The organism is Pseudoalteromonas sp. Scap06 (assembly GCF_013394165.1).
In the GTDB taxonomy this organism is placed as follows: domain Bacteria; phylum Pseudomonadota; class Gammaproteobacteria; order Enterobacterales; family Alteromonadaceae; genus Pseudoalteromonas.
In genome coordinates this window covers 135,298-153,091 of record NZ_CP041331.1, presented here as the reverse complement: position 1 = coordinate 153,091, position 17,794 = coordinate 135,298, and the positions used below count along the sequence as shown (strand labels likewise).

The following is a 17,794-nucleotide window of genomic DNA, read 5'->3' as shown; positions in this document are numbered from 1 at the left end:
TATTCGTCAGTTTGCATTAACAAGCTATTAAGCTTGGTTATGTAAAATACAGCTACTTTTTTCGTACCATCTTTCCTTGGTACGCTCACCTTTAAGTATTAACTGTATTTTAAATGGAACTGTTAAAACTATGACCGCTCATCGGATAACTCAAACCTCTGCTCACTCACTTCCACGTTTTGTTAAATCAACGCTGTGTATCTCTATTTTATCTGTGTTTAATCACGCATATGCGGATGAAGCTGAAGATAAAGCATTAAAAAGTAAAGATATGGAAGTAATAGAGGTGCGTGGTATTCGTTCCAGTATGGCGGCTAATTTAGATATAAAACGTTTGTCTAGCTCTGTGGTTGATGCGATTACAGCTGAAGACATTGGTAAGTTTCCTGATAAGAACGTCGCCGACTCATTACAACGTGTACCCGGAGTGGTTATTGACCGTGACGGAGGCGAGGGCTCATCAGTTAGTATTAGGGGGTTATCATCTGAACTCACCTTTTCTCAGTTAAATGGTAATTTTATTGCGTCATCACCAGGAGAGCCATCTCGTTCGTTTGATTATGCATTACTCCCCTCAGCCATGATTGAAAGTGTGGAAGTGTATAAATCGCCAGAGGCACGTTTAGATGAAGGTGGAGTGGGCGGCACGGTATTAATGCATAGTCGTAAACCGCTAAGTATGGATGCAAACTCAGGGGTGATTAATATTGAAAGCACTTATGCCGATGTAACTGAAGAATCAGAGCCCCAAGTAACCGCACTTTATTCTTGGAAGAACGATGCTGATACTTTTGGTGTGTTGTTTGGTTATACCTCACAAACACGCACTAACCGCTCTCTTTCGGGTGGCACCGATGCAAATGTGTGGCGCTTTGCCGGCGATAACCCGGTTGATGTTAATGGCGCACCGATTGAAAATAATAATCAGTGGGGTTCAGTAAGCGATTCTCAAGGCAATAATTATGACAATGTCTGGTTTCCTCAAGTGGTTCGAGGTTCAATTGTAAACGAATTACGTGAGCGAGAAGGGATACAATTTAGCACGCAGTGGCGCCCAACTAGCCGAGTAGAAATTGGTTTTAACTATTTTGGATTTTCACTTGATAAAAATAGAACTGAATCGGTGATTGATATACCTGAGTGGTCTTTAAATCCTGACTTTTTAACCGATGTAAGTTTGGATGAGTCGGGCACGATAGTTAATGGAATGCAATTTGATGCAGCTGCAAGTGGCATAGAAAATGATATGCAATTGCCGTGGATGCGAGGCAGCTATGTGCGTGAAGAGTCAACCTCTGACACTTTTGATCTCAACTTAACCTACGAAGGTGATTACTTCAAAGCCCGTTTTGTGGCGGGTAATACACGTTCTGAAGGTGGCCCGAAAGAGAGTTGGGAAGCAGCTTATAAAAGTTCTAACGCGGGTGAAAATGAAAACCGCATAGAAAATGCCGCTAAAACAGCGGGTTGGAAAATTAATGAGAACGATATTAGTTTAAATATAGATCCAAATACGTTAGCTAACTTACTCAATGGTGTGGGTGGTGGGCGCGATCCGGGTTCGTCAAATTCAAGTTTTGTGCGTAGTGAACTTGAAGAAGATTACTACCAAGCTGATTTTGATATTTATACCGATTGGGGCATTTTAAGAACAATTAAAACAGGGGTTAAGTATCGAGAAGCTTCGCTTCACCGCGAAACCGGTAATACCTTCTTTTTAGATCCTAATTTTGATATTGCCGCAGCAGAAGCCAGTGAGGGTGGGATCACACGCTTTGATAGTTACCAGTGGAATAACGGTATGCCACTAGCACAAGATGTGTTTATCAACGAAGGTAATATTGCGGGTGGTTTTAATATAAATCAAATGCCCGGCATTGATTGGGATAAATACCGCGATATTGTGACCAGTAATTATGTGCCGTATACGCGTAAAGAGGATAATTTCATTTATGATATTGAAGAGCAAATAGCGGCATTTTATCTACAAGGTGATTTTGAATTTGATAGCGTGCGCGGTAATTTAGGGGTACGTGTTGTTCGCACGAAAACCATGACATCATCAACCGATCTGTACACATATTTGCTGGATCATACTGACGATGAAAGCGGGGAGGCGGTAACCGGAGACGATAGATTTGTTGAAGATTATCAACTCATTACTCAAGAGAATACCGATACCCAAATTTTACCTAGCTTTAATATTGCATGGGATGCCAGCGAAGATATTGTTGTGCGCGGCGCTATTGCAAAAGTAATGTCTCGCCCTGATTATGCCGATTTAGGTGCGCAACAACGCATTACGTTTGTCTCAGATGAGTGGGCCGACGACAGAGCTGAATTTAATGAAATTCCGGGTTTTAGTGGCAGTGGCGGTAATAAAAACTTAAAACCGTTCGAGTCGGTGCAAGCTGATTTATCTATTGAATATTATTACAGCGAAGGCTCTGCTGTTGGTTTAGCACTGTTTCATAAAACGGTTGATAATTTTGTTGTTCCCTTAGTTATTGATGTACAGCAAGATTTTGCTGGTAAAGAGGGCATAGTTGATTCGGGAAATATTACTGTATTGCCATATAGCACCGTAGGCAATGGCACTGATGCTGTATCTAAAGGGGCTGAAGTATTTATACAGCATGCCTTTGATAGTGGTTTTGGTTTTTACGCAAACTACACTTTTAACAAAACCAATAAGGCAGATGTAGAAGTAGATGGTAAAGAGTTTGGTAAATCGCCGTTAATTGGCAGTGCTAAGTACCAGTACAATACCTCGATATATTATGAGGGAGATGCTTTTAATATTCGTGCTTCTTATAACAAACGCGGAGAAACCGTGTTGGGTTTAAATAGTGGTTTAAACGTGTATCAAGACCCATACGAGCAAGTTGATGTAAATGCATCAATTACTTTATTAGAGGACTTGAGCCTGACAGCCGCTGTGATTAATTTAACTAAATCTGAGTCGGTAAAGCGCCTAGGTAACGATACAGAGTCTCGGTTATTAAACTCAAGCTATTCGGGAAGACGTTATTATGCGGGCATAAACTACCGTTTTTAAGAGTAGATTAGGGTAAACATGCCCTGTTGTTGCGGTTTTAGCTTTTTCTTGTAAGTTATTACTTTATAATGAGCATTATAAAAATTATTTAATTAATATTAACAGGATTGAAATGAGTGATTTAACGGCAATAGCTAACTTATCTATTTTATTAGTTGAGCCTTCTGAAGTGCAGCAAAAGCTAATAAAAAAATCACTGGCTCAGTGTGGGGTGACACAAATTGAAACGGCCACCACTCAAGAAAATGCGCTGGCTGCTTTATCAAGCTACTCCCCTGATTTAGTGATCAGTAGTATGTATTTTAGTGACGGTACTGCAGACTCTTTATTACAGGCTATACGCAGTAACAGCAACACTGAGCAACAGGCGTTTATGCTAGTGTCGAGCGAGCGTAATAAGCGCCATTTAGAGCAACTTAGGCAATCGGGCGTATTAGCTATTCTACCTAAACCGTTTAATGCCGACGAAATTACCCGTGCGCTTAAAGCGACTCTGGATATTATTAGCGAGCAAGAGGTGGAGCTAGAGCACTTTGATGTCACTTTACTTCGCGTATTGGTGGTTGATGACAGTCGTTTTGCGCGAAAACATATAATACGTGTATTAGCGGGAATGGGTATTCCTGAACCTGTAGAGGCAGAAGACGGTAAACAAGCGATTGAAATGCTTAATAATCAATCTTTTGATTTAATTGTTACAGATTACAATATGCCAGAAATGGATGGTAAAGAATTAACTGAAACCGTTCGAAAGTCGAATACGTACTCACATATTCCAGTTCTGATGGTGAGCTCAGAGGCCAACGATACTCATTTGGCTAATATTGCTCAAGCCGGTGTGGATGCCATTTGTGATAAACCATTTGAACCTGCAACTGTACGCGATCTACTTTTTAAAATTATGAGCTAACTCGCAGCTGTAAAAGCACTTTTTAACTAAAGTGCTTTTAAGTCGCTTTGCAGTAACGCGATGAAAAATTGAGCAGTTTGGCGCCCGGCAAGGGCTTACTTAAATAAAATCCCTGAGCAATATCGCAGTTTAGCTCGTTAAGTAAATCTAGCTGTTCTTTGGTTTCTACCCCCTCCGCAACAACCTTTATTTCTAGGCTGTGTGACATAGCTATGGCTGCTTTTACCAAATTACAGTCTGCTTTATTATCTGTTATCCCAGTGATAAAGCTTCGGTCAATTTTTAGCACATCAAAGGGGTACTCTCTTAAGTAACTTAATGATGAATACCCTGTGCCAAAGTCGTCCATTGACAGTTTTATGCCCAGTTCATCAATTTGTAATAAGGCGTCACGAATTGAGGTTTGACTATTCATCAGTACTCCTTCAGTAATTTCCAGCTCTAAGCATGCATTGCTAATACTGTTTTTATGCAGAGTACGCTTAATTATATTTACTAATTCTGGGTCTCTGAATTGCCGCGGTGATAAATTAATCGCCATGGTATAGTTTTGCTTATTAATTGATTGCCATTCATTTAAAAAGCGAAGGGCTTGTTGCAGTACAAATACACCAATAGGCGCAATCAAGCCTGTTTGCTCTGCAATGGGAATAAACTCATCAGGGGTAATTTCCCCTAACACAATATTATGCCAACGTAGCAAAGCTTCAGCGCCAACGATGGTGTTTGTTTTTACGTCTATTTGCGGTTGGTAATAAAGCTCAAATTCGTTTCGCTCCAGTGCTCCATGCATTTGCTCTTCTATTTCAAAGCGCCGGCGCATTGCAACATTCATTTGCGGGGTGAAAAAAGAGGAGGTATTGCGGCCCATCGCTTTTGCTTGATACATAGCGGTGTCGGCATTACGTAACAATACCGAAGAACATGTGCCATCTTTAGGGGAAATAGCAATACCAATACTTAATGTTAATATTAAGTCTCTGCCTACCAATTTAAAGGGCTTTCTAAATGCTTGAAGCAATCGCTCAGCAATCGCTAAAGCGTCGTTTTCATCGTTTAAACTAGATATTAAAACAATAAATTCATCTCCGCCTAATCGACCAACAGTGTCATTTTGCTTTAGTGTTTGCTGTAATCTATGTGCGGCTTCGATTAATAATTTATCTCCGATTTCGTGACCCAAAGAGTCATTTACCTTTTTAAAATCATCAAGGTCCAAGAAAAATACCGCGGCTTTTTCATGATTTTTTTGTACTTCTATTAATATTTGTGACAAACGATCTAAAGATAAAAAGCGATTAGGCAAATCGGTTAAGCTATCAAAATGAGCCTGATGGCGGATCAATTCTGCTGAGCGGTGTGGTTCGCTAATATCACGGATAATCACCATGATTTGATTTTTTCTGGGCAGTAAGCGCAACCTTGCCTCATAATAAATTACGCCTTCAGGCATGCTTAATTCGTATTCAAATCTAACAATATTGTCTTGTGCTATTGTTTTTTCAATATGAATCTGAAACTTTTTCGCTACCTTTTTGGGCAGTACATCAATCATTTTTTTACCAATAAACTGCTGGGGTGGAATATAAAGATCGTTGTTATTGCCTGCGTGATAGTCTGTAATAGTGCCATCTTGTTCTAGTACAAAAAATAAGTCGGGAATGGCTTCAAAGATAGTCTTCAACATATTGGCATTAAATGTGGCTTCTGCTTGTGCCTTGTGGACTTCTGAAAGGTCAATATCGATACAATACATTTGTTTGGTATTATATTGATTAGTAAACATAACATGGCTTGAAAATACAGCCACATCATTACCCTTTTTATGTTTAAGGGTTAGTTCTGAGGCGGGAATTTCAATATCATGCTTAATCCAATTACTATGCGCTTCAATAACGGGCTCTCGCATTGGTGCGGGTATAATTAAATCTTCGAGTTTTTTGCCAATGGCTTCTTGGTGTGAATACCCATAAAGCAATTCACTGCCTTTATTCCAATAAATTACACGTCGTTGCTCATCATAACCTTGTACTGATACAGAATCGACTGCATCGAATAGTTGGTGCAACGGATCATTAGTAACATATTGATGGGCAGACATATTATTAGCTTTATGAGGAGCCATTAAATGGGTTCCGATTATTGAATTACTTTACTTATATAATAGACATAAAGTTGAGATTTAGCATGGTAAGGGAGGTTTCAATACGTGACTTTTCATCGATTTAGTTGACAGCGATTCTAAAAAAGCAAAATTAAGCACTTTTAGAGAAAAGGCCAATAAGTATTGGCCTTTTGGATTAACTTGTTAGTTGGTGGGCATTAAATAGATTTCGCGTACGCTATTACGCTGATTAGCTTCAATAGCAAATAATACCGCATCGGCCACATCTTGTGGGTCGAGCTTATCGGGTTTTGCTTCATCAAAAAAAGGCGTATTTACCATGCCTGGGGCAATAGTGGTACAGCGACCATGCCATGGTTTCATTTCCTCTGCGAGGTTTTGACCAAAGCCATGAGCAAACCATTTAGTGGCACCATATATAGAGCCATCAATGGGTCTTCTTCCAGCTGCAGAGCTTGTTAAAATAAAATGCCCCTGGTTTTCACGTAAATGAGGCAAAGTGAGTTTTGCGGTCCACAACAACGCTTTAATGTTAAGGTCAACCATGGCTGACCACTCTTGAGGATCGCCGTTTTCTGTGCCAGCTGATGAAACACCCATGCCTGCGTTAGCAAATGCCGCGTCTAATCGGCCAAATTTTTCAACGCCTTTACTCACCACATTTTCAAGTTCATTAAATTCAGTGGCATCGGCTGAAACGCTAAATGCGTTTTCATGGCCTAACTCGTCAACTAGTTTATTAAGTTTATCTTCACTGCGCGCAGTTAATATCACTTTGTGGCCATTATTAACTAATGTTTTAGCGGTCGCCTCGCCAATGCCGCTTGATGCGCCGGTAATTAAAATGACTTTATGTGTTGTCATGGTTTGTCTCCTTATATGGAATACTGCCAAGCTTGAGTACAAAGACCCATTCTAATAAGTGTTTTAGGACTAATTAAATGATAATGATACTGATACTGTTTTAGCGTGCTGCCAAGAGTAATTGATACCCTGACAAAGAGAGTTATATGTATGTAAATAGTCAGGATAATTATAAGGTTAAAAACTTAACCTCAATTGAATTTAGAGAGATTAGCGTTAAGAGCTTGAACGTATTATCAAGCCCTTAAAGTAGCAAAGCAATTAAGCTTCTAGTTGAAATGGGTATACTGATCCTAAACTAAGCAACTGGGTTAACTCATCAAGCGCTTGATAACTTTCGGTTAGTAAAGCTGGATCGGCAAAGTCGTTAGCGCCGAGTTTATCGCGGTAATGGCGAGTAGCCCAGTCACATAATTGGGTATATTTTTCGTCATTTAAAATAACATCAGGGTTTACTGCTGCTAATTCATGACTATTAAGCGCCACGCGTAAACGTAAACAAGCGGGCCCACCACCATTTTGCATACTTTGGCGCAAATCAAAAAACTGCACTTGATTTATGGGATTATCGGCAACAATTAGCTCTTCAATATACGCTTTTACAGCAGGGTTGCGCTGGCATTCTTGTGGGGCAACGAGCAGCATTGCATCGTCATTCATGCTAACCAGTTGGCTATTAAATAAATAACTACTAACAGCATCTTGAATACTCACTTTACTGGTTGGCACTTCAATAATATACAGCTGTTTGTTACCTACGTAGGCTTCGCGGATATCGTCTAGTGCTTGCGTTTGATTTAAAAACGCCTGCTGGTGGCAAAGTAAAACATTGGCGTTACCTACAGCAATTACATCATTATGGAACACCCCTTGGTCAATCACATCAGGGTTTTGTTGCAATAATATTTGACTGGTATCTTTTATATTATGCAATCGACAAATAGCCTCAGACGCCTCCAATGTTTGCCTTGCTGGGAATTTAGCTGGCTTAACAAGTTGACTGTTAAAGGCACTTGCACCAAATACAAATAACTCTAAACCTGTTTCACCGTGACTGTCGCATAAACGAGTATGGTTTGCTGCACCTTCATCACCAAAAAAACCTTGCTCAGGTAAGTGTGTATGATGTGCAAAGTATTGTTCGTTACTAAACATTGCTTTAAGCAAACGTGTCGTCGTATTTGGCTCTAATGAACGATGAAATTTATTATTAAGATTTGCCGCAGTAAAGTGTACTTTGCCATCGTTAGTATCAGGGGAGGGAGATACTGTAGCAGCATTAGCTGTCCACATGGCAGAGGCTGAGTAACAGGCGCGTAACAAAATAGGGTCGGCTTTAAAAGCTCTATTAATGACTTGCGCATCGTTGCCAGTAAATCCTAAACGGCGTAATACATTTAAATCAGGGCGAGCATGAGGAGCAAACACCCCTTGGGTTAAGCCTTTATCGTGCATGGCTTTCATTTTAGCCAGGCCCTGCAATACAGCTTCTTGCGGATTTGAAAAACTCGCCGCGTTATTTAACGAAGCAACATTACCATACGACAAACCTGCGTAGTTGTGAGTAGGGCCGACTAAGCCGTCAAAATTAACTTCTAAAGCATGCATATACGTTCCACTAGCCAATTAAATAGTCTTTTACAATACAACGCTATGGGGTAGCTTGCAAAGTCTGTTTAAAAATAGTTCAACGAGAGTACATTCGTTCTTTTTCACTGGTGGTATGCGTATTTGTAGGCTCATTTACTTGCCACACTGTGATATCTAAGCGCCATAAAAAATAAAGAGTGTTGTATAAATTAGACATAAGTTTTTCCTTGGTGTTGCTAACGTCATTAAGGGGTTAGGAAGAAGTATGCCAACTGTTAATTGAATGTTTTATGAATAATAATCAATAAGTTAATTTTTTATAACTAAACTATAAAAAAGCTTAAGCACCACATTGGATAAATTTACGCTAGGTTTGCACTAACTTGGGACTGTCTTTAGCATCGACACTTTCATCTTCAGTCTGGGTGCTTAAGTCGCTAACGATTAAATCGAGTAACTGCATTAATTGCTGTGCTTGGTTAGTGTCGATACTGTCAAATTTACAGAAAATTGTTTTTGGAATATCAGCAGCTTTAAGTTTTAAAGATTGGCCGGTGTGAGTCAATTGCACCAAACGCTTACGCTTATCGTGTTCGTCCTTTATAACGTTAAGCAATGACTTGCTGGTCATCTTTTTTAATATTTGAGTAAGCGCGCCACCATCAATTGCGGTTTTATCTATTAACTCAGCGATGGTTACTTCATCTTGTTCCCACAGCGCCATCATAACAACATACTGAGGATAGGTAAGGTTAAGCTCTGCTAGAGGCTCCCGATAGGCACGGGCTATGCTGTTAGACGCCATATATAAACGATGGCATAACTGATTTTTTAATTTTAACTGTTCAAACGACATCGCATTACCCTTCATTTCAAGATAGCTTATTTTAATTTGCATGCAAAGTAATTGCAATCAGAATTTAATTGCCTTATTATTTTGCGTGCAAAGTAATTAATTTGAAAATTTTAAATTTTAGGAGTTCACTATGAATGTATTACAAAATGTAGCTTATACAGCAAAAGCAACGGCAACAGGCGGACGTGAAGGCGTTGCTAAATCAGATGACGGTCGTTTAGATGTTAACTTATCAACGCCTAAAGGGTTAGGTGGTGACGATGGGCAGGGCACTAATCCAGAGCAATTATTTGCAGCAGGTTATGCAGCGTGTTTTATTGGCGCACTTAAATTTGTAGCCGGTAGCGAAAAAGTTGCTTTACCAAGCGATACTTACATTAACTCAGAGGTATCTATTGGTGCCATTGATGGCGGTTTTGGCATTGCGGTAAAACTGGCCGTGTCATTAGGTGGTATGGATAAAACAGCCGCCCAAGAGCTGGTAAATAAAGCGCATCAAGTATGTCCATATTCAAATGCAACACGCGGCAATATTGAGGTAGAACTTTCAGTTATTTAATCTATCCCTTTATATGGTTTATAAAAACACGTCATGAGTGATCATCGCGTGTTTTTTTATTTGCTACTATACCTCTAAAACTCAACATGAATTAAAAAAATAGATAATTCCACTTTACAACAGTGGGTGCTGTACTCGATTTACTTAAAATTGAATTTAGTAAAATAACGACGTTACCAGCGGTGCTAAAACACATCCACACTTATTGTAATTTGGCTCAAGGCATAGAAGTTTAATAACTGTAGTGAAAGTGTTGCAGGAAAAGGCTGCTATTGAATGCGACTCAATGCTTAACATTCTGCTAATACCCAAATGACTGAAAATTTAACCCTGAAAGGTCAACAGACCCTAGTCATGAAATTTACCATTGCTATCATGAGTGGATAAGCGGTGTTATGGCTCGCTCAGGAATAGCTTGTTGACCCATACACAAAAACCCCTAAAGTAACAAGAAAGTCGGCCGATAGATTAGTTGTTATCGGAGAGTTTGCTGATTTTTTGCCACATTGGCAATCAATACCTCTTTAGATAGCTATCTTAATTGATAAATCTGTAAAAGTGATACGGTAACATTTTATATTATATAGCTGATGCAACTGGCCGACTGGTTGGAACAGTATTCTCATGATTAGTGTATAAACTATATGGATTAAAGCCTTGCCTGTGGATAGGTGTTTGCTTGTTGTTGTGCTAATAACCCAGCGGCGAAATGAGCAAAGTTAAATGGTAGTTGGTTATGAGGTTACGTTATTCAGGCTAATTTAAAACATTTAATAAAATGTTATTTAAATTGGTCTAAACTAAAAAATAAATAAGTAAAGCAAGGTAGTTATAAATGCGGGAAATAGCGTTAGCAAAAAAGTTATTGTGGATAAGCGTCGGAAGTATACTTTTAACGGTGGTACTATTTTCAGGCATACTGTGGTCTAAACTCTCATCGAGTAATGCGAATACTTCTGCTGAGGCCGAAACTTTAATTGTAAATGAGGTGGATGGTCGATTAACAGCAAATGCAGCCGCCTATGGTGAGAAAATCGCTGCCTTTATTAATGAAGCTTACCGAATACCCTTTTCGCTTGGTAGCATTTTAGAAGATGCCGACAAAGCCTCAATAGAACGTGACTCAGTTGTTTCTTTAAATCGCTCGTTATTAGAAAGTAACGATGTTATTTCTTCTATATATTCTCAGTTTGAACAAAACGGCTTTGATGGTAAAGATAGCGAATTTACTCAAGGCTATGATCACTCTGTTGCCGGTGCTGGAACATTAGAAATTTATTTCACTAAAAACAGTAATGGCTTGGTTGAACAACAGGTCGTTGAAGACGCGGCAGAAAAATACGCGGATAAAATAAATGAATTTGGTTTACGTGAGGCAGAGTGGTACTTGTGTGCTAAAGACAAGTTAAAACCATGCATTATGGAACCCTACTTATATGAGATAACACCGGGTTACTCAGAAATGATGACTTCACTTGTTGTACCCGTTATTAAATCAGGCAAGTTTGTTGGTGTAACTGGGGCTGATATTACCTTACCTGTATTTCAAAAGTTAACAGAAGAGCTTTCAAATGCGCTTTACAATGGCAAAGCAAAAGTAACGTTACTTAGCCATTTGGGCTTAATTGTTGGTACCAGTCATTATAAAGAAAAATTAGGCCGTCCACTGAAAGAAGCTGTTAGCGCTAAAAGTTATGAAAGTTACAAAGCACTAAAAGGCACTAAAGGAATTAACAAGCAAGCCGCAGAAATAATGGTGTCTTACCCAATTGAAATTAAGCTTGCTGATGTGAAATGGATGCTGCTAATTGAAGTACCCGCGGAACTTGCTTTTGAGGGGCCAATTCAATTAACTGCAGGCATGTCTGAGGCAGCAAAAGAGCTGGGTGTGATTATTTTGATCACAGGTACTGTGATTGCGGTATTGGCATTTATAGTAATGAAGCTCGTTGTAGGTAGTGTTGTAGCGCCACTGCAGCAAATTCAGGAACGCGTTGACAACTTAGCAAGCTCTGAAGGCGATTTAACTCAAACTCTGCATGTAGATACTCACGCTGAATTGATTGCACTAGCTGGAGGGTTTAATAAGTTTTTATCAAAACTTCGTGAATTGATCAGTGAGCTAAAAGCGGTCTCAGATCAAACCAAACACCAAGGTGAGGTTACTTCGAACATTGCGGTAGAAACCAAGCACAATGTGCAAGCACAGTTTAAAGAAATTGAAAGTGTGGTTACTGCAATGAACGAAATGAGCGCGACAGCACTTGAAGTGGCAAAAGCTTCAGAGCAATCGGCGCAACAAGCAGATGAAATTAATACCCTAGTGGTAAGTAGCGAATCGAGCTTATCATCAGCTATGACGCAAGTTAAAACCATGTCAGAGGAAATTAAAGAAGCTAATCAGGCGGTAGAGAAAGTAGCATCGCGTAGTAATGATATTACCCAAATACTTGATGTGATCCGAACTATCTCTGAACAAACTAACTTACTAGCGCTAAACGCAGCTATTGAGGCTGCGCGAGCAGGGGAGCACGGACGTGGTTTTGCCGTTGTTGCTGATGAGGTTAGAGCTTTAGCATCTAAAACGCGTTCATCAACCGATGACATTAGTAGTTTAATCGACAGCTTACTTTCAGAAGTGGGTAATGCATCAACTGTTATTGAAAAAGGTGTAGTACGCGCTGAAACTGCAGTAGATGAAACCTCAACGGCTTTTGATGCACTGCACAGTGTGGTTGTGAAAGTAGATGAAATAACCAATCAAATTACCCATATTGCAACGGCTGCAGAAGAACAAAGCCTAGTCACCGAAGAAATAAATCGCAACTTGACAATAATTTCTGATGCCGCCTCACAGCTTTCAGATTTATCTGCTCAGGCAGGCGACAGCAGTGAAGAGCTGAATAAACTGGTTGCGCAGCAAGACTCTGAACTTAATAAATTAAAAACCTAGACGTCGAACTTTGTTTTTAAATTAAAAAGGCAGCTAATTTAGATTAGCTGCCTTTTTATTTTCGGCTAAAGACTTTTCATGAGTGAAAACATGTTTTCGATCATTGGTTTGGCTAAATGCTCTACGTTTGGTCGATTAAAATAATTACGTAAGCCAGTAAATTGTATTTGGAAAAAACGAGCATAATCTATAGCGGCAATATTTCCGCTTAGCCCTTTATCAGCTATAGCGAGTGTAAATAGTTCAGTAAGGTAATGTTCAAAGTCTATCATTAGCTCTACACTGATTTGGTAAAGATAACTGTCTTTCTCAATGAACTCATTATTAGCTTTTACTAACATGCAGATAGCACTTGGAGTATTACTTTTTGAGGAGATAACAACATACTCTACAAAATCTTGAAGTGCGTCAAGAATACTGCTGCATGATACTAAACGCTCATTTATTAAGCTTTGCATTTGCTTGGCATAGTTTTTTATCGCTTCACAATATAAACCTTCCTTAGAGCCAAATGCCGCATAAATGCTGCCAGGACGCATGTTAATTGCATCTTGTAAATCGCGAGTGGATGTAGCATGAAAGCCCTTCTCCCAGAATAATTGACTAGCGGCACGAACAACTTGCTCGCGTTCAAATTTAACTTTATTGGCCATAATAGTTTCTATTAAATTGAGCGACTGTTCAATTTTAACTTGAGCAGTCGCTCAAAATCAAATAGTATGTGTTTCGAAGTTAGTTAATTACATTAATTTATTGGAGCAGAACATGGCAGAATTTACGTTATATACTCAAGACAACGCACCTGAAGAATCAAAATCGCTTATGGCTGATTCAGTAGCAGCATTTGGTATGGTGCCAAACCTTCATGCAGTAATGGCAGAAGCACCTACGCTTCTTAAAGGCTACCAAGTACTGCACGACTTATTTCAAAAAACATCGTTTAACGCAGAAGAGCTAACAGTGGTATGGCAGTCAATTAATGTTGAGCACGAATGCCATTACTGTGTACCAGCACACAGCGCAATTGCCGCTTCAATGAAAGTTGATCAAGGTATTGTTGATGCATTGGTTAATGAAACGCCACTTGCAGATGCAAAACTTGAAGTACTTCGTGAAACAACGCTTGCAATGACACGCAATCGCGGCGTAATTAGCAATGAGCAAATTGAGAAATTTTTTGCAGTAGGTTACGGTAAACAGCAACTGCTAGAAATAATTGTTGGTTTATCGCAAAAAGTAATGAGCAATTACACTAATCACCTAGCTGATACACCCGTTGACGAACCATTTAAAAAATTCGCAAAATAATAGCGGTTTTATAAATAACAAAGGCAGCCTAGGCTGCCTTTTGAGTTTTAGGACCAAAGTTACTTAAATTTAACGGTTTTTGTACTGCGAGTATAAATACGCTGTTCCGGTTTAGTCCATTCTCCTTTTTTTAAATAAGAGGTAGAAACAACAAACTGTTGATCTTTAAATTCACTGGTTGATTTAACTTTAGTGATCCCTTCTTTGCTACCAGTAACATCTTCGTAAGCCACAAATTGCGTTGAGCTCAGCACTTTCATGACGCCTTTAGTATAAAAACCAGCTGTTGTGAAGTAATAGAAAACCAGTGACTGTTTTTTACGATCATAGAAAATCATTGACTCCCCTCCATACTCACCCTCATTAATCGAGTGTGAAGTACGAATGGCTTTACCATTAAGTGCGCGCTGCCAATTACTGACATCTTGAATGCTTGGCTGACCTGTTTCGGTATTGAAATCCGCTTGCCATGTGCCTAAGTAAGGCGTAAATATCGCAAGTTCTGGCGCTAGTAAGTCTGCTTCATTATTTGCTTGAATACTAAATATAGATAGTGATAACAGCAGCATCGCGGCCTTTAAATATGTCATAATTTAACCTAAGTGTTTTTTAATTATTTTCATTATAGGCGATTATTTTTGATAAAAAGTACCTTAATTATATTTTCGAGTATGTTTATAGCTGCAATATGGCTTGCTTATTTAAATCATAAAATTGAGATGTTTATACCGATCTATATTTCATTACTCAGTGGTATTACTTTTTTATATTATGCCTGGGATAAACGAAAAGCAGTGCAGTCGAATCGTAAACAAGTAAGTCGTATACCTGAGCGACATTTACATCTCTGTGCTCTATTAGGAGGGTGGCCAGGCGCACTTATCGCGCAGCAAGCTTTACGGCATAAGTCAAAAAAGCGCGTATTTATAGTGGTATTGTGGTTGTGTATAGCGGTGAATTTAAGCTTGGGCGGTTATATCTGGTATGTTTATTATTAATGCTAAAATGCCTTTATTTAAAAAGGCATTTTACTGCATTAAACAGTCTATTGCGCAGATTGACTTGATTGTTTTTCATCGAGCTCTATGGTTAAGATAGTTTTTTTATCAACCGTTATCCAGTTTCTATAAGTAATATAACCTGCCTTACTTACTTCAATATCATATTTACCTGCATCTAGTTCAATAGCATCTTGATACACAGGCACTATATTCATTATACGAACTCTAGAGTCGGCTGGGTTAGTGATAACCGTAAGTGATATTGGTGCATTTTCTTCGCTCATTTGAGGAGTTGGCTCAATAACAACATCTTCAGTTTTGTTTGTTTTAGATGTTGCTGAACAGCCAGTGAGTATGAGTGCTGCAGCTAGCAAGCTTAAATTTTTCATAGGTACTCCATAAATTATAAAAAGTCTAAATATGTAAAATCTTGGCGGAGTGTATGATGATATGAATGCACTCGTCGTCCTTGACTTTGTTGTCTGTATTTTGATTTTAGTCTAATAGCTATGCAATCGTTATTCAATCACTGCTGTGTTATTTTTGAACAATAAATAAACGCATTTTTTAGAGCATTTTGTCTAACGACTGAGTAATCGCTTCACTTTTTTCAACTAAACGTTCAGCGGCTTTATACATTCTTTTTTTCATTAAATCGTTTGCTGTACTGATGTAACGTCTCGACAATTCTTTTCTCAACGAAATTAAAAGTGAGAAGTCATCCGGTAATGCTGTTGATTCAGATTTAATAAATTCTTCGAATTCCATTAAAGCTTTATGATCTTCTATTGTTTCTAACTGAGCAGAGAATCGTTGAAACTTAGGACCATAAAACACCACGGCATCGGCACGAGGAAAGTCTGCCTGTTCGCCTAAATTAATCTTTTGCTGATACGCAGTTAATGCATTAATAGCAGATTCTCGCTGCATTAAATTTGCTAGTAACTCATCCGCTTTTTTGTTGTTTGTAAAAACGATTTTACCCACGTTTAAGAGAACTTTTTGGGTGATCACATCGTCACTTTCTATCGCGGTATTTAACGCAACTGTAAAATTATCAAAGTGAAGATCTGTAGGCTGATAACGGTAAGTTTTATCAACTTCTTTTAAGTCAAAAATCAAGTGGGCAATACTATTTGGCTGCTCCTCGTTATAACGCGACTGTTCGAGTAATAAATCGATTCTGGCTGTAATATCAAAAATAATTGATTGGCGTTCCCTAAGCACACTTTCTAATTGCATTGATAGTTTTTCTGAGTCAGGGTAATAATTTAATGCATCAGAGTAAACGGCTATAATTTTATCGAAATCTTTAAATTTACGACCAGCGATATTATTAAACTGATTAGCTTCATCGTTAAAGCTCTCTAATATGCTTTGCTGGTTTGATCTTAGTAACCCTTGTTTAAGCACTTCATATTGTGGCGGGATTTGTTCAAGTTTGTTTAAAATTGTTGGCCCCTGCCAAGACATCCACGCTTCTACTTGTTGATTAATTGCTTTGGCATTATCGAGTTGTGCCTGTAATTGTTTAGTATTATCTGAGTTTGAGTAATAGTTTTGCGTAATCAAAGCAATAATGGCTATACTCGCTGCTGTAGCAAAAATAGCAGGGTTTAAGTTTGTTGTAAGACTTTTTAAAATGGGCTCTAATGATTCAAGCCTTTGATTCGCATTTAAAACTAATGCTTTATTTAAATTGTTCCACAAAAGAATAGGGCAGTTACTTGGTTTTTTCACTGTTGTGTTTTTAGGAACTTTATCTGCAGCAATACGGTTAAATGGGTGTTTACTGCTGAGAAGTTCATAAGCAATGCATGCAAAAGAAAATACATCGTCTTTTACTGATGCTTCACTACCCTTTAATTGTTCAGGACTTGCATATGTTGGGGTGTAGCCGCCAATTGTTGCCAGTTCACTGTCATTTTTTACAGCGTATTGATCGTCTAAGCTTTTGTGTTTGGCAATACCAAAGTCAAGTACTTTAAGGTTACCGTTAGAATCAAAAATAATATTTGAAGGCTTGAGGTCATTATGAATGACGCCACGCGAGTGGGCATATACAAGAGCGTCAGTTAATTGCTTTAAAATAATTTTTGCTTTTTTAAACGCTAAGCCAGAGGGTTTGTTTCGTTTAATAATTTGTTCTAGTGTTTCCCCTTCAATTAACTCCATAGTGACATAATATAGATCGCCGTCAGAGTCTGCTGAGTACACTTTGACAATACTTGGGTGGGAAAGCTGTTGCGTTTTTGCTGTTTCATCTTTTAGTAGTGAGATAGCTTCTTCAGAGCTTGAGAATTCTTCTTGAAGTACTTTAATTGCTACCGATGCTTCTGAGCGATTACCGTTTTCTAAAAAAGTATCGCGCGCCCGATAGATATAACACATCCCGCCTTGGCCAATCAGCTCTTCAATTAAATAGCGGCCAGATATTTTTTTGCCAAGTAGATTTTGCTTGCGAATGTTTGACGTTTTTTTTGCGTTTGAGTCTAGGGAAGCAATCTGAGTTTTATCGTTGTGATCATTAGTACTGCTCATAAAAAATCCTTTTATTGTGTTAAGTTAAA

General features: G+C 38.7%; 14 protein-coding genes. 6 read left to right on the top strand and 8 right to left on the bottom strand.

Annotated elements, in window-relative coordinates:
• The first annotated feature begins 130 nt into the window (after nucleotides 1-130).
• The gene (locus FLM47_RS16210; protein WP_178956952.1) at nucleotides 131-3,058 is read left to right on the top strand and encodes a TonB-dependent receptor; all 2,928 of its coding nucleotides are present in this window, start codon (nucleotides 131-133) and stop codon (nucleotides 3,056-3,058) included.
• Between the two features lie 112 nt (nucleotides 3,059-3,170).
• The gene (locus FLM47_RS16205) at nucleotides 3,171-3,968 is read left to right on the top strand and encodes a response regulator (protein WP_138605817.1); all 798 of its coding nucleotides are present in this window, start codon (nucleotides 3,171-3,173) and stop codon (nucleotides 3,966-3,968) included.
• Between the two features lie 37 nt (nucleotides 3,969-4,005).
• Here the strand turns inward: FLM47_RS16205 and FLM47_RS16200 are convergent, their stop codons facing one another.
• From FLM47_RS16200 to FLM47_RS16185, 4 genes are all read right to left on the bottom strand, one after another.
• The gene (locus tag FLM47_RS16200) at nucleotides 4,006-6,093 is read right to left on the bottom strand and encodes a bifunctional diguanylate cyclase/phosphodiesterase (protein ID WP_178956951.1); all 2,088 of its coding nucleotides are present in this window, start codon (nucleotides 6,091-6,093) and stop codon (nucleotides 4,006-4,008) included.
• A gap of 183 nt (nucleotides 6,094-6,276) precedes the next feature.
• On the bottom strand, nucleotides 6,277-6,957 hold the full coding sequence (locus tag FLM47_RS16195) for an SDR family oxidoreductase (protein ID WP_138605821.1): 681 nt from the start codon (nucleotides 6,955-6,957) through the stop codon (nucleotides 6,277-6,279).
• 261 nt (nucleotides 6,958-7,218) lie between these two features.
• Nucleotides 7,219-8,565: an N-succinylarginine dihydrolase gene (gene astB, locus FLM47_RS16190; protein WP_178956950.1), complete on the bottom strand. Its 1,347-nt coding sequence runs from the start codon at nucleotides 8,563-8,565 to the stop codon at nucleotides 7,219-7,221.
• Nucleotides 8,566-8,914: 349 nt separating this feature from the next.
• Nucleotides 8,915-9,403, bottom strand: a complete 489-nt coding sequence (locus FLM47_RS16185) for a MarR family winged helix-turn-helix transcriptional regulator (protein WP_008468659.1) — start codon at nucleotides 9,401-9,403, stop codon at nucleotides 8,915-8,917.
• Nucleotides 9,404-9,533: 130 nt separating this feature from the next.
• Between FLM47_RS16185 and FLM47_RS16180 the strand changes: the two genes are divergently transcribed.
• Nucleotides 9,534-9,962 (top strand): organic hydroperoxide resistance protein, encoded by a 429-nt coding sequence (locus FLM47_RS16180; protein WP_138605824.1) that lies wholly within the window; start codon nucleotides 9,534-9,536, stop codon nucleotides 9,960-9,962.
• A gap of 835 nt (nucleotides 9,963-10,797) precedes the next feature.
• Complete coding sequence (locus FLM47_RS16175; RefSeq protein ID WP_138605826.1) at nucleotides 10,798-12,915, top strand: methyl-accepting chemotaxis protein; 2,118 nt, start codon at nucleotides 10,798-10,800, stop codon at nucleotides 12,913-12,915.
• A gap of 65 nt (nucleotides 12,916-12,980) precedes the next feature.
• On the opposite strand, the gene FLM47_RS16170 is transcribed toward FLM47_RS16175, so the two are convergent.
• A complete protein-coding gene (locus FLM47_RS16170) occupies nucleotides 12,981-13,568 on the bottom strand; it encodes a TetR/AcrR family transcriptional regulator (RefSeq protein WP_178956949.1) in 588 nt (195 codons plus the stop codon).
• Nucleotides 13,569-13,680: 112 nt separating this feature from the next.
• Here FLM47_RS16170 and FLM47_RS16165 point away from each other — a divergent pair, with 112 nt between their 5' ends.
• Nucleotides 13,681-14,223 carry a carboxymuconolactone decarboxylase family protein gene (locus FLM47_RS16165; RefSeq protein ID WP_138764933.1) on the top strand — a complete coding sequence of 181 codons (543 nt, stop codon included), beginning with the start codon at nucleotides 13,681-13,683 and terminating at the stop codon, nucleotides 14,221-14,223.
• Between the two features lie 59 nt (nucleotides 14,224-14,282).
• Here FLM47_RS16165 and FLM47_RS16160 read toward each other — a convergent pair whose 3' ends face one another.
• Nucleotides 14,283-14,813 (bottom strand): hypothetical protein, encoded by a 531-nt coding sequence (locus tag FLM47_RS16160; protein WP_178956948.1) that lies wholly within the window; start codon nucleotides 14,811-14,813, stop codon nucleotides 14,283-14,285.
• 48 nt (nucleotides 14,814-14,861) lie between these two features.
• On the opposite strand from FLM47_RS16160, the gene FLM47_RS16155 reads away from it, so the two are divergent.
• The gene (locus FLM47_RS16155; RefSeq protein WP_138764932.1) at nucleotides 14,862-15,221 is read left to right on the top strand and encodes a DUF1294 domain-containing protein; all 360 of its coding nucleotides are present in this window, start codon (nucleotides 14,862-14,864) and stop codon (nucleotides 15,219-15,221) included.
• Nucleotides 15,222-15,268: 47 nt separating this feature from the next.
• Here FLM47_RS16155 and FLM47_RS16150 read toward each other — a convergent pair whose 3' ends face one another.
• Both FLM47_RS16150 and FLM47_RS16145 read right to left on the bottom strand, forming a co-directional pair.
• Nucleotides 15,269-15,613 (bottom strand): PEGA domain-containing protein, encoded by a 345-nt coding sequence (locus FLM47_RS16150; RefSeq protein ID WP_178956947.1) that lies wholly within the window; start codon nucleotides 15,611-15,613, stop codon nucleotides 15,269-15,271.
• Nucleotides 15,614-15,791: 178 nt separating this feature from the next.
• On the bottom strand, nucleotides 15,792-17,765 hold the full coding sequence (locus FLM47_RS16145; protein WP_138605837.1) for a serine/threonine-protein kinase: 1,974 nt from the start codon (nucleotides 17,763-17,765) through the stop codon (nucleotides 15,792-15,794).
• Nucleotides 17,766-17,794: the final 29 nt, after the last annotated feature.

Bases quoted from the DNA above. Each gene is read 5' to 3' on its own strand.
- FLM47_RS16210 (WP_178956952.1), top strand. From the start codon at position 131: ATGACCGCTCATCGGATAACTCAAACCTCTGCTCACTCACTTCCACGT.
- FLM47_RS16160 (WP_178956948.1), bottom strand. From the start codon at position 14,813: ATGACATATTTAAAGGCCGCGATGCTGCTGTTATCACTATCTATATTT.
- FLM47_RS16205 (WP_138605817.1), top strand. From the start codon at position 3,171: ATGAGTGATTTAACGGCAATAGCTAACTTATCTATTTTATTAGTTGAG.
- FLM47_RS16175 (WP_138605826.1), top strand. From the start codon at position 10,798: ATGCGGGAAATAGCGTTAGCAAAAAAGTTATTGTGGATAAGCGTCGGA.
- astB (WP_178956950.1), bottom strand. From the start codon at position 8,565: ATGCATGCTTTAGAAGTTAATTTTGACGGCTTAGTCGGCCCTACTCAC.
- FLM47_RS16195 (WP_138605821.1), bottom strand. From the start codon at position 6,957: ATGACAACACATAAAGTCATTTTAATTACCGGCGCATCAAGCGGCATT.
- FLM47_RS16165 (WP_138764933.1), top strand. From the start codon at position 13,681: ATGGCAGAATTTACGTTATATACTCAAGACAACGCACCTGAAGAATCA.
- FLM47_RS16200 (WP_178956951.1), bottom strand. From the start codon at position 6,093: ATGGCTCCTCATAAAGCTAATAATATGTCTGCCCATCAATATGTTACT.
- FLM47_RS16150 (WP_178956947.1), bottom strand. From the start codon at position 15,613: ATGAAAAATTTAAGCTTGCTAGCTGCAGCACTCATACTCACTGGCTGT.
- FLM47_RS16170 (WP_178956949.1), bottom strand. From the start codon at position 13,568: ATGGCCAATAAAGTTAAATTTGAACGCGAGCAAGTTGTTCGTGCCGCT.
- FLM47_RS16145 (WP_138605837.1), bottom strand. From the start codon at position 17,765: ATGAGCAGTACTAATGATCACAACGATAAAACTCAGATTGCTTCCCTA.
- FLM47_RS16185 (WP_008468659.1), bottom strand. From the start codon at position 9,403: ATGTCGTTTGAACAGTTAAAATTAAAAAATCAGTTATGCCATCGTTTA.
- FLM47_RS16180 (WP_138605824.1), top strand. From the start codon at position 9,534: ATGAATGTATTACAAAATGTAGCTTATACAGCAAAAGCAACGGCAACA.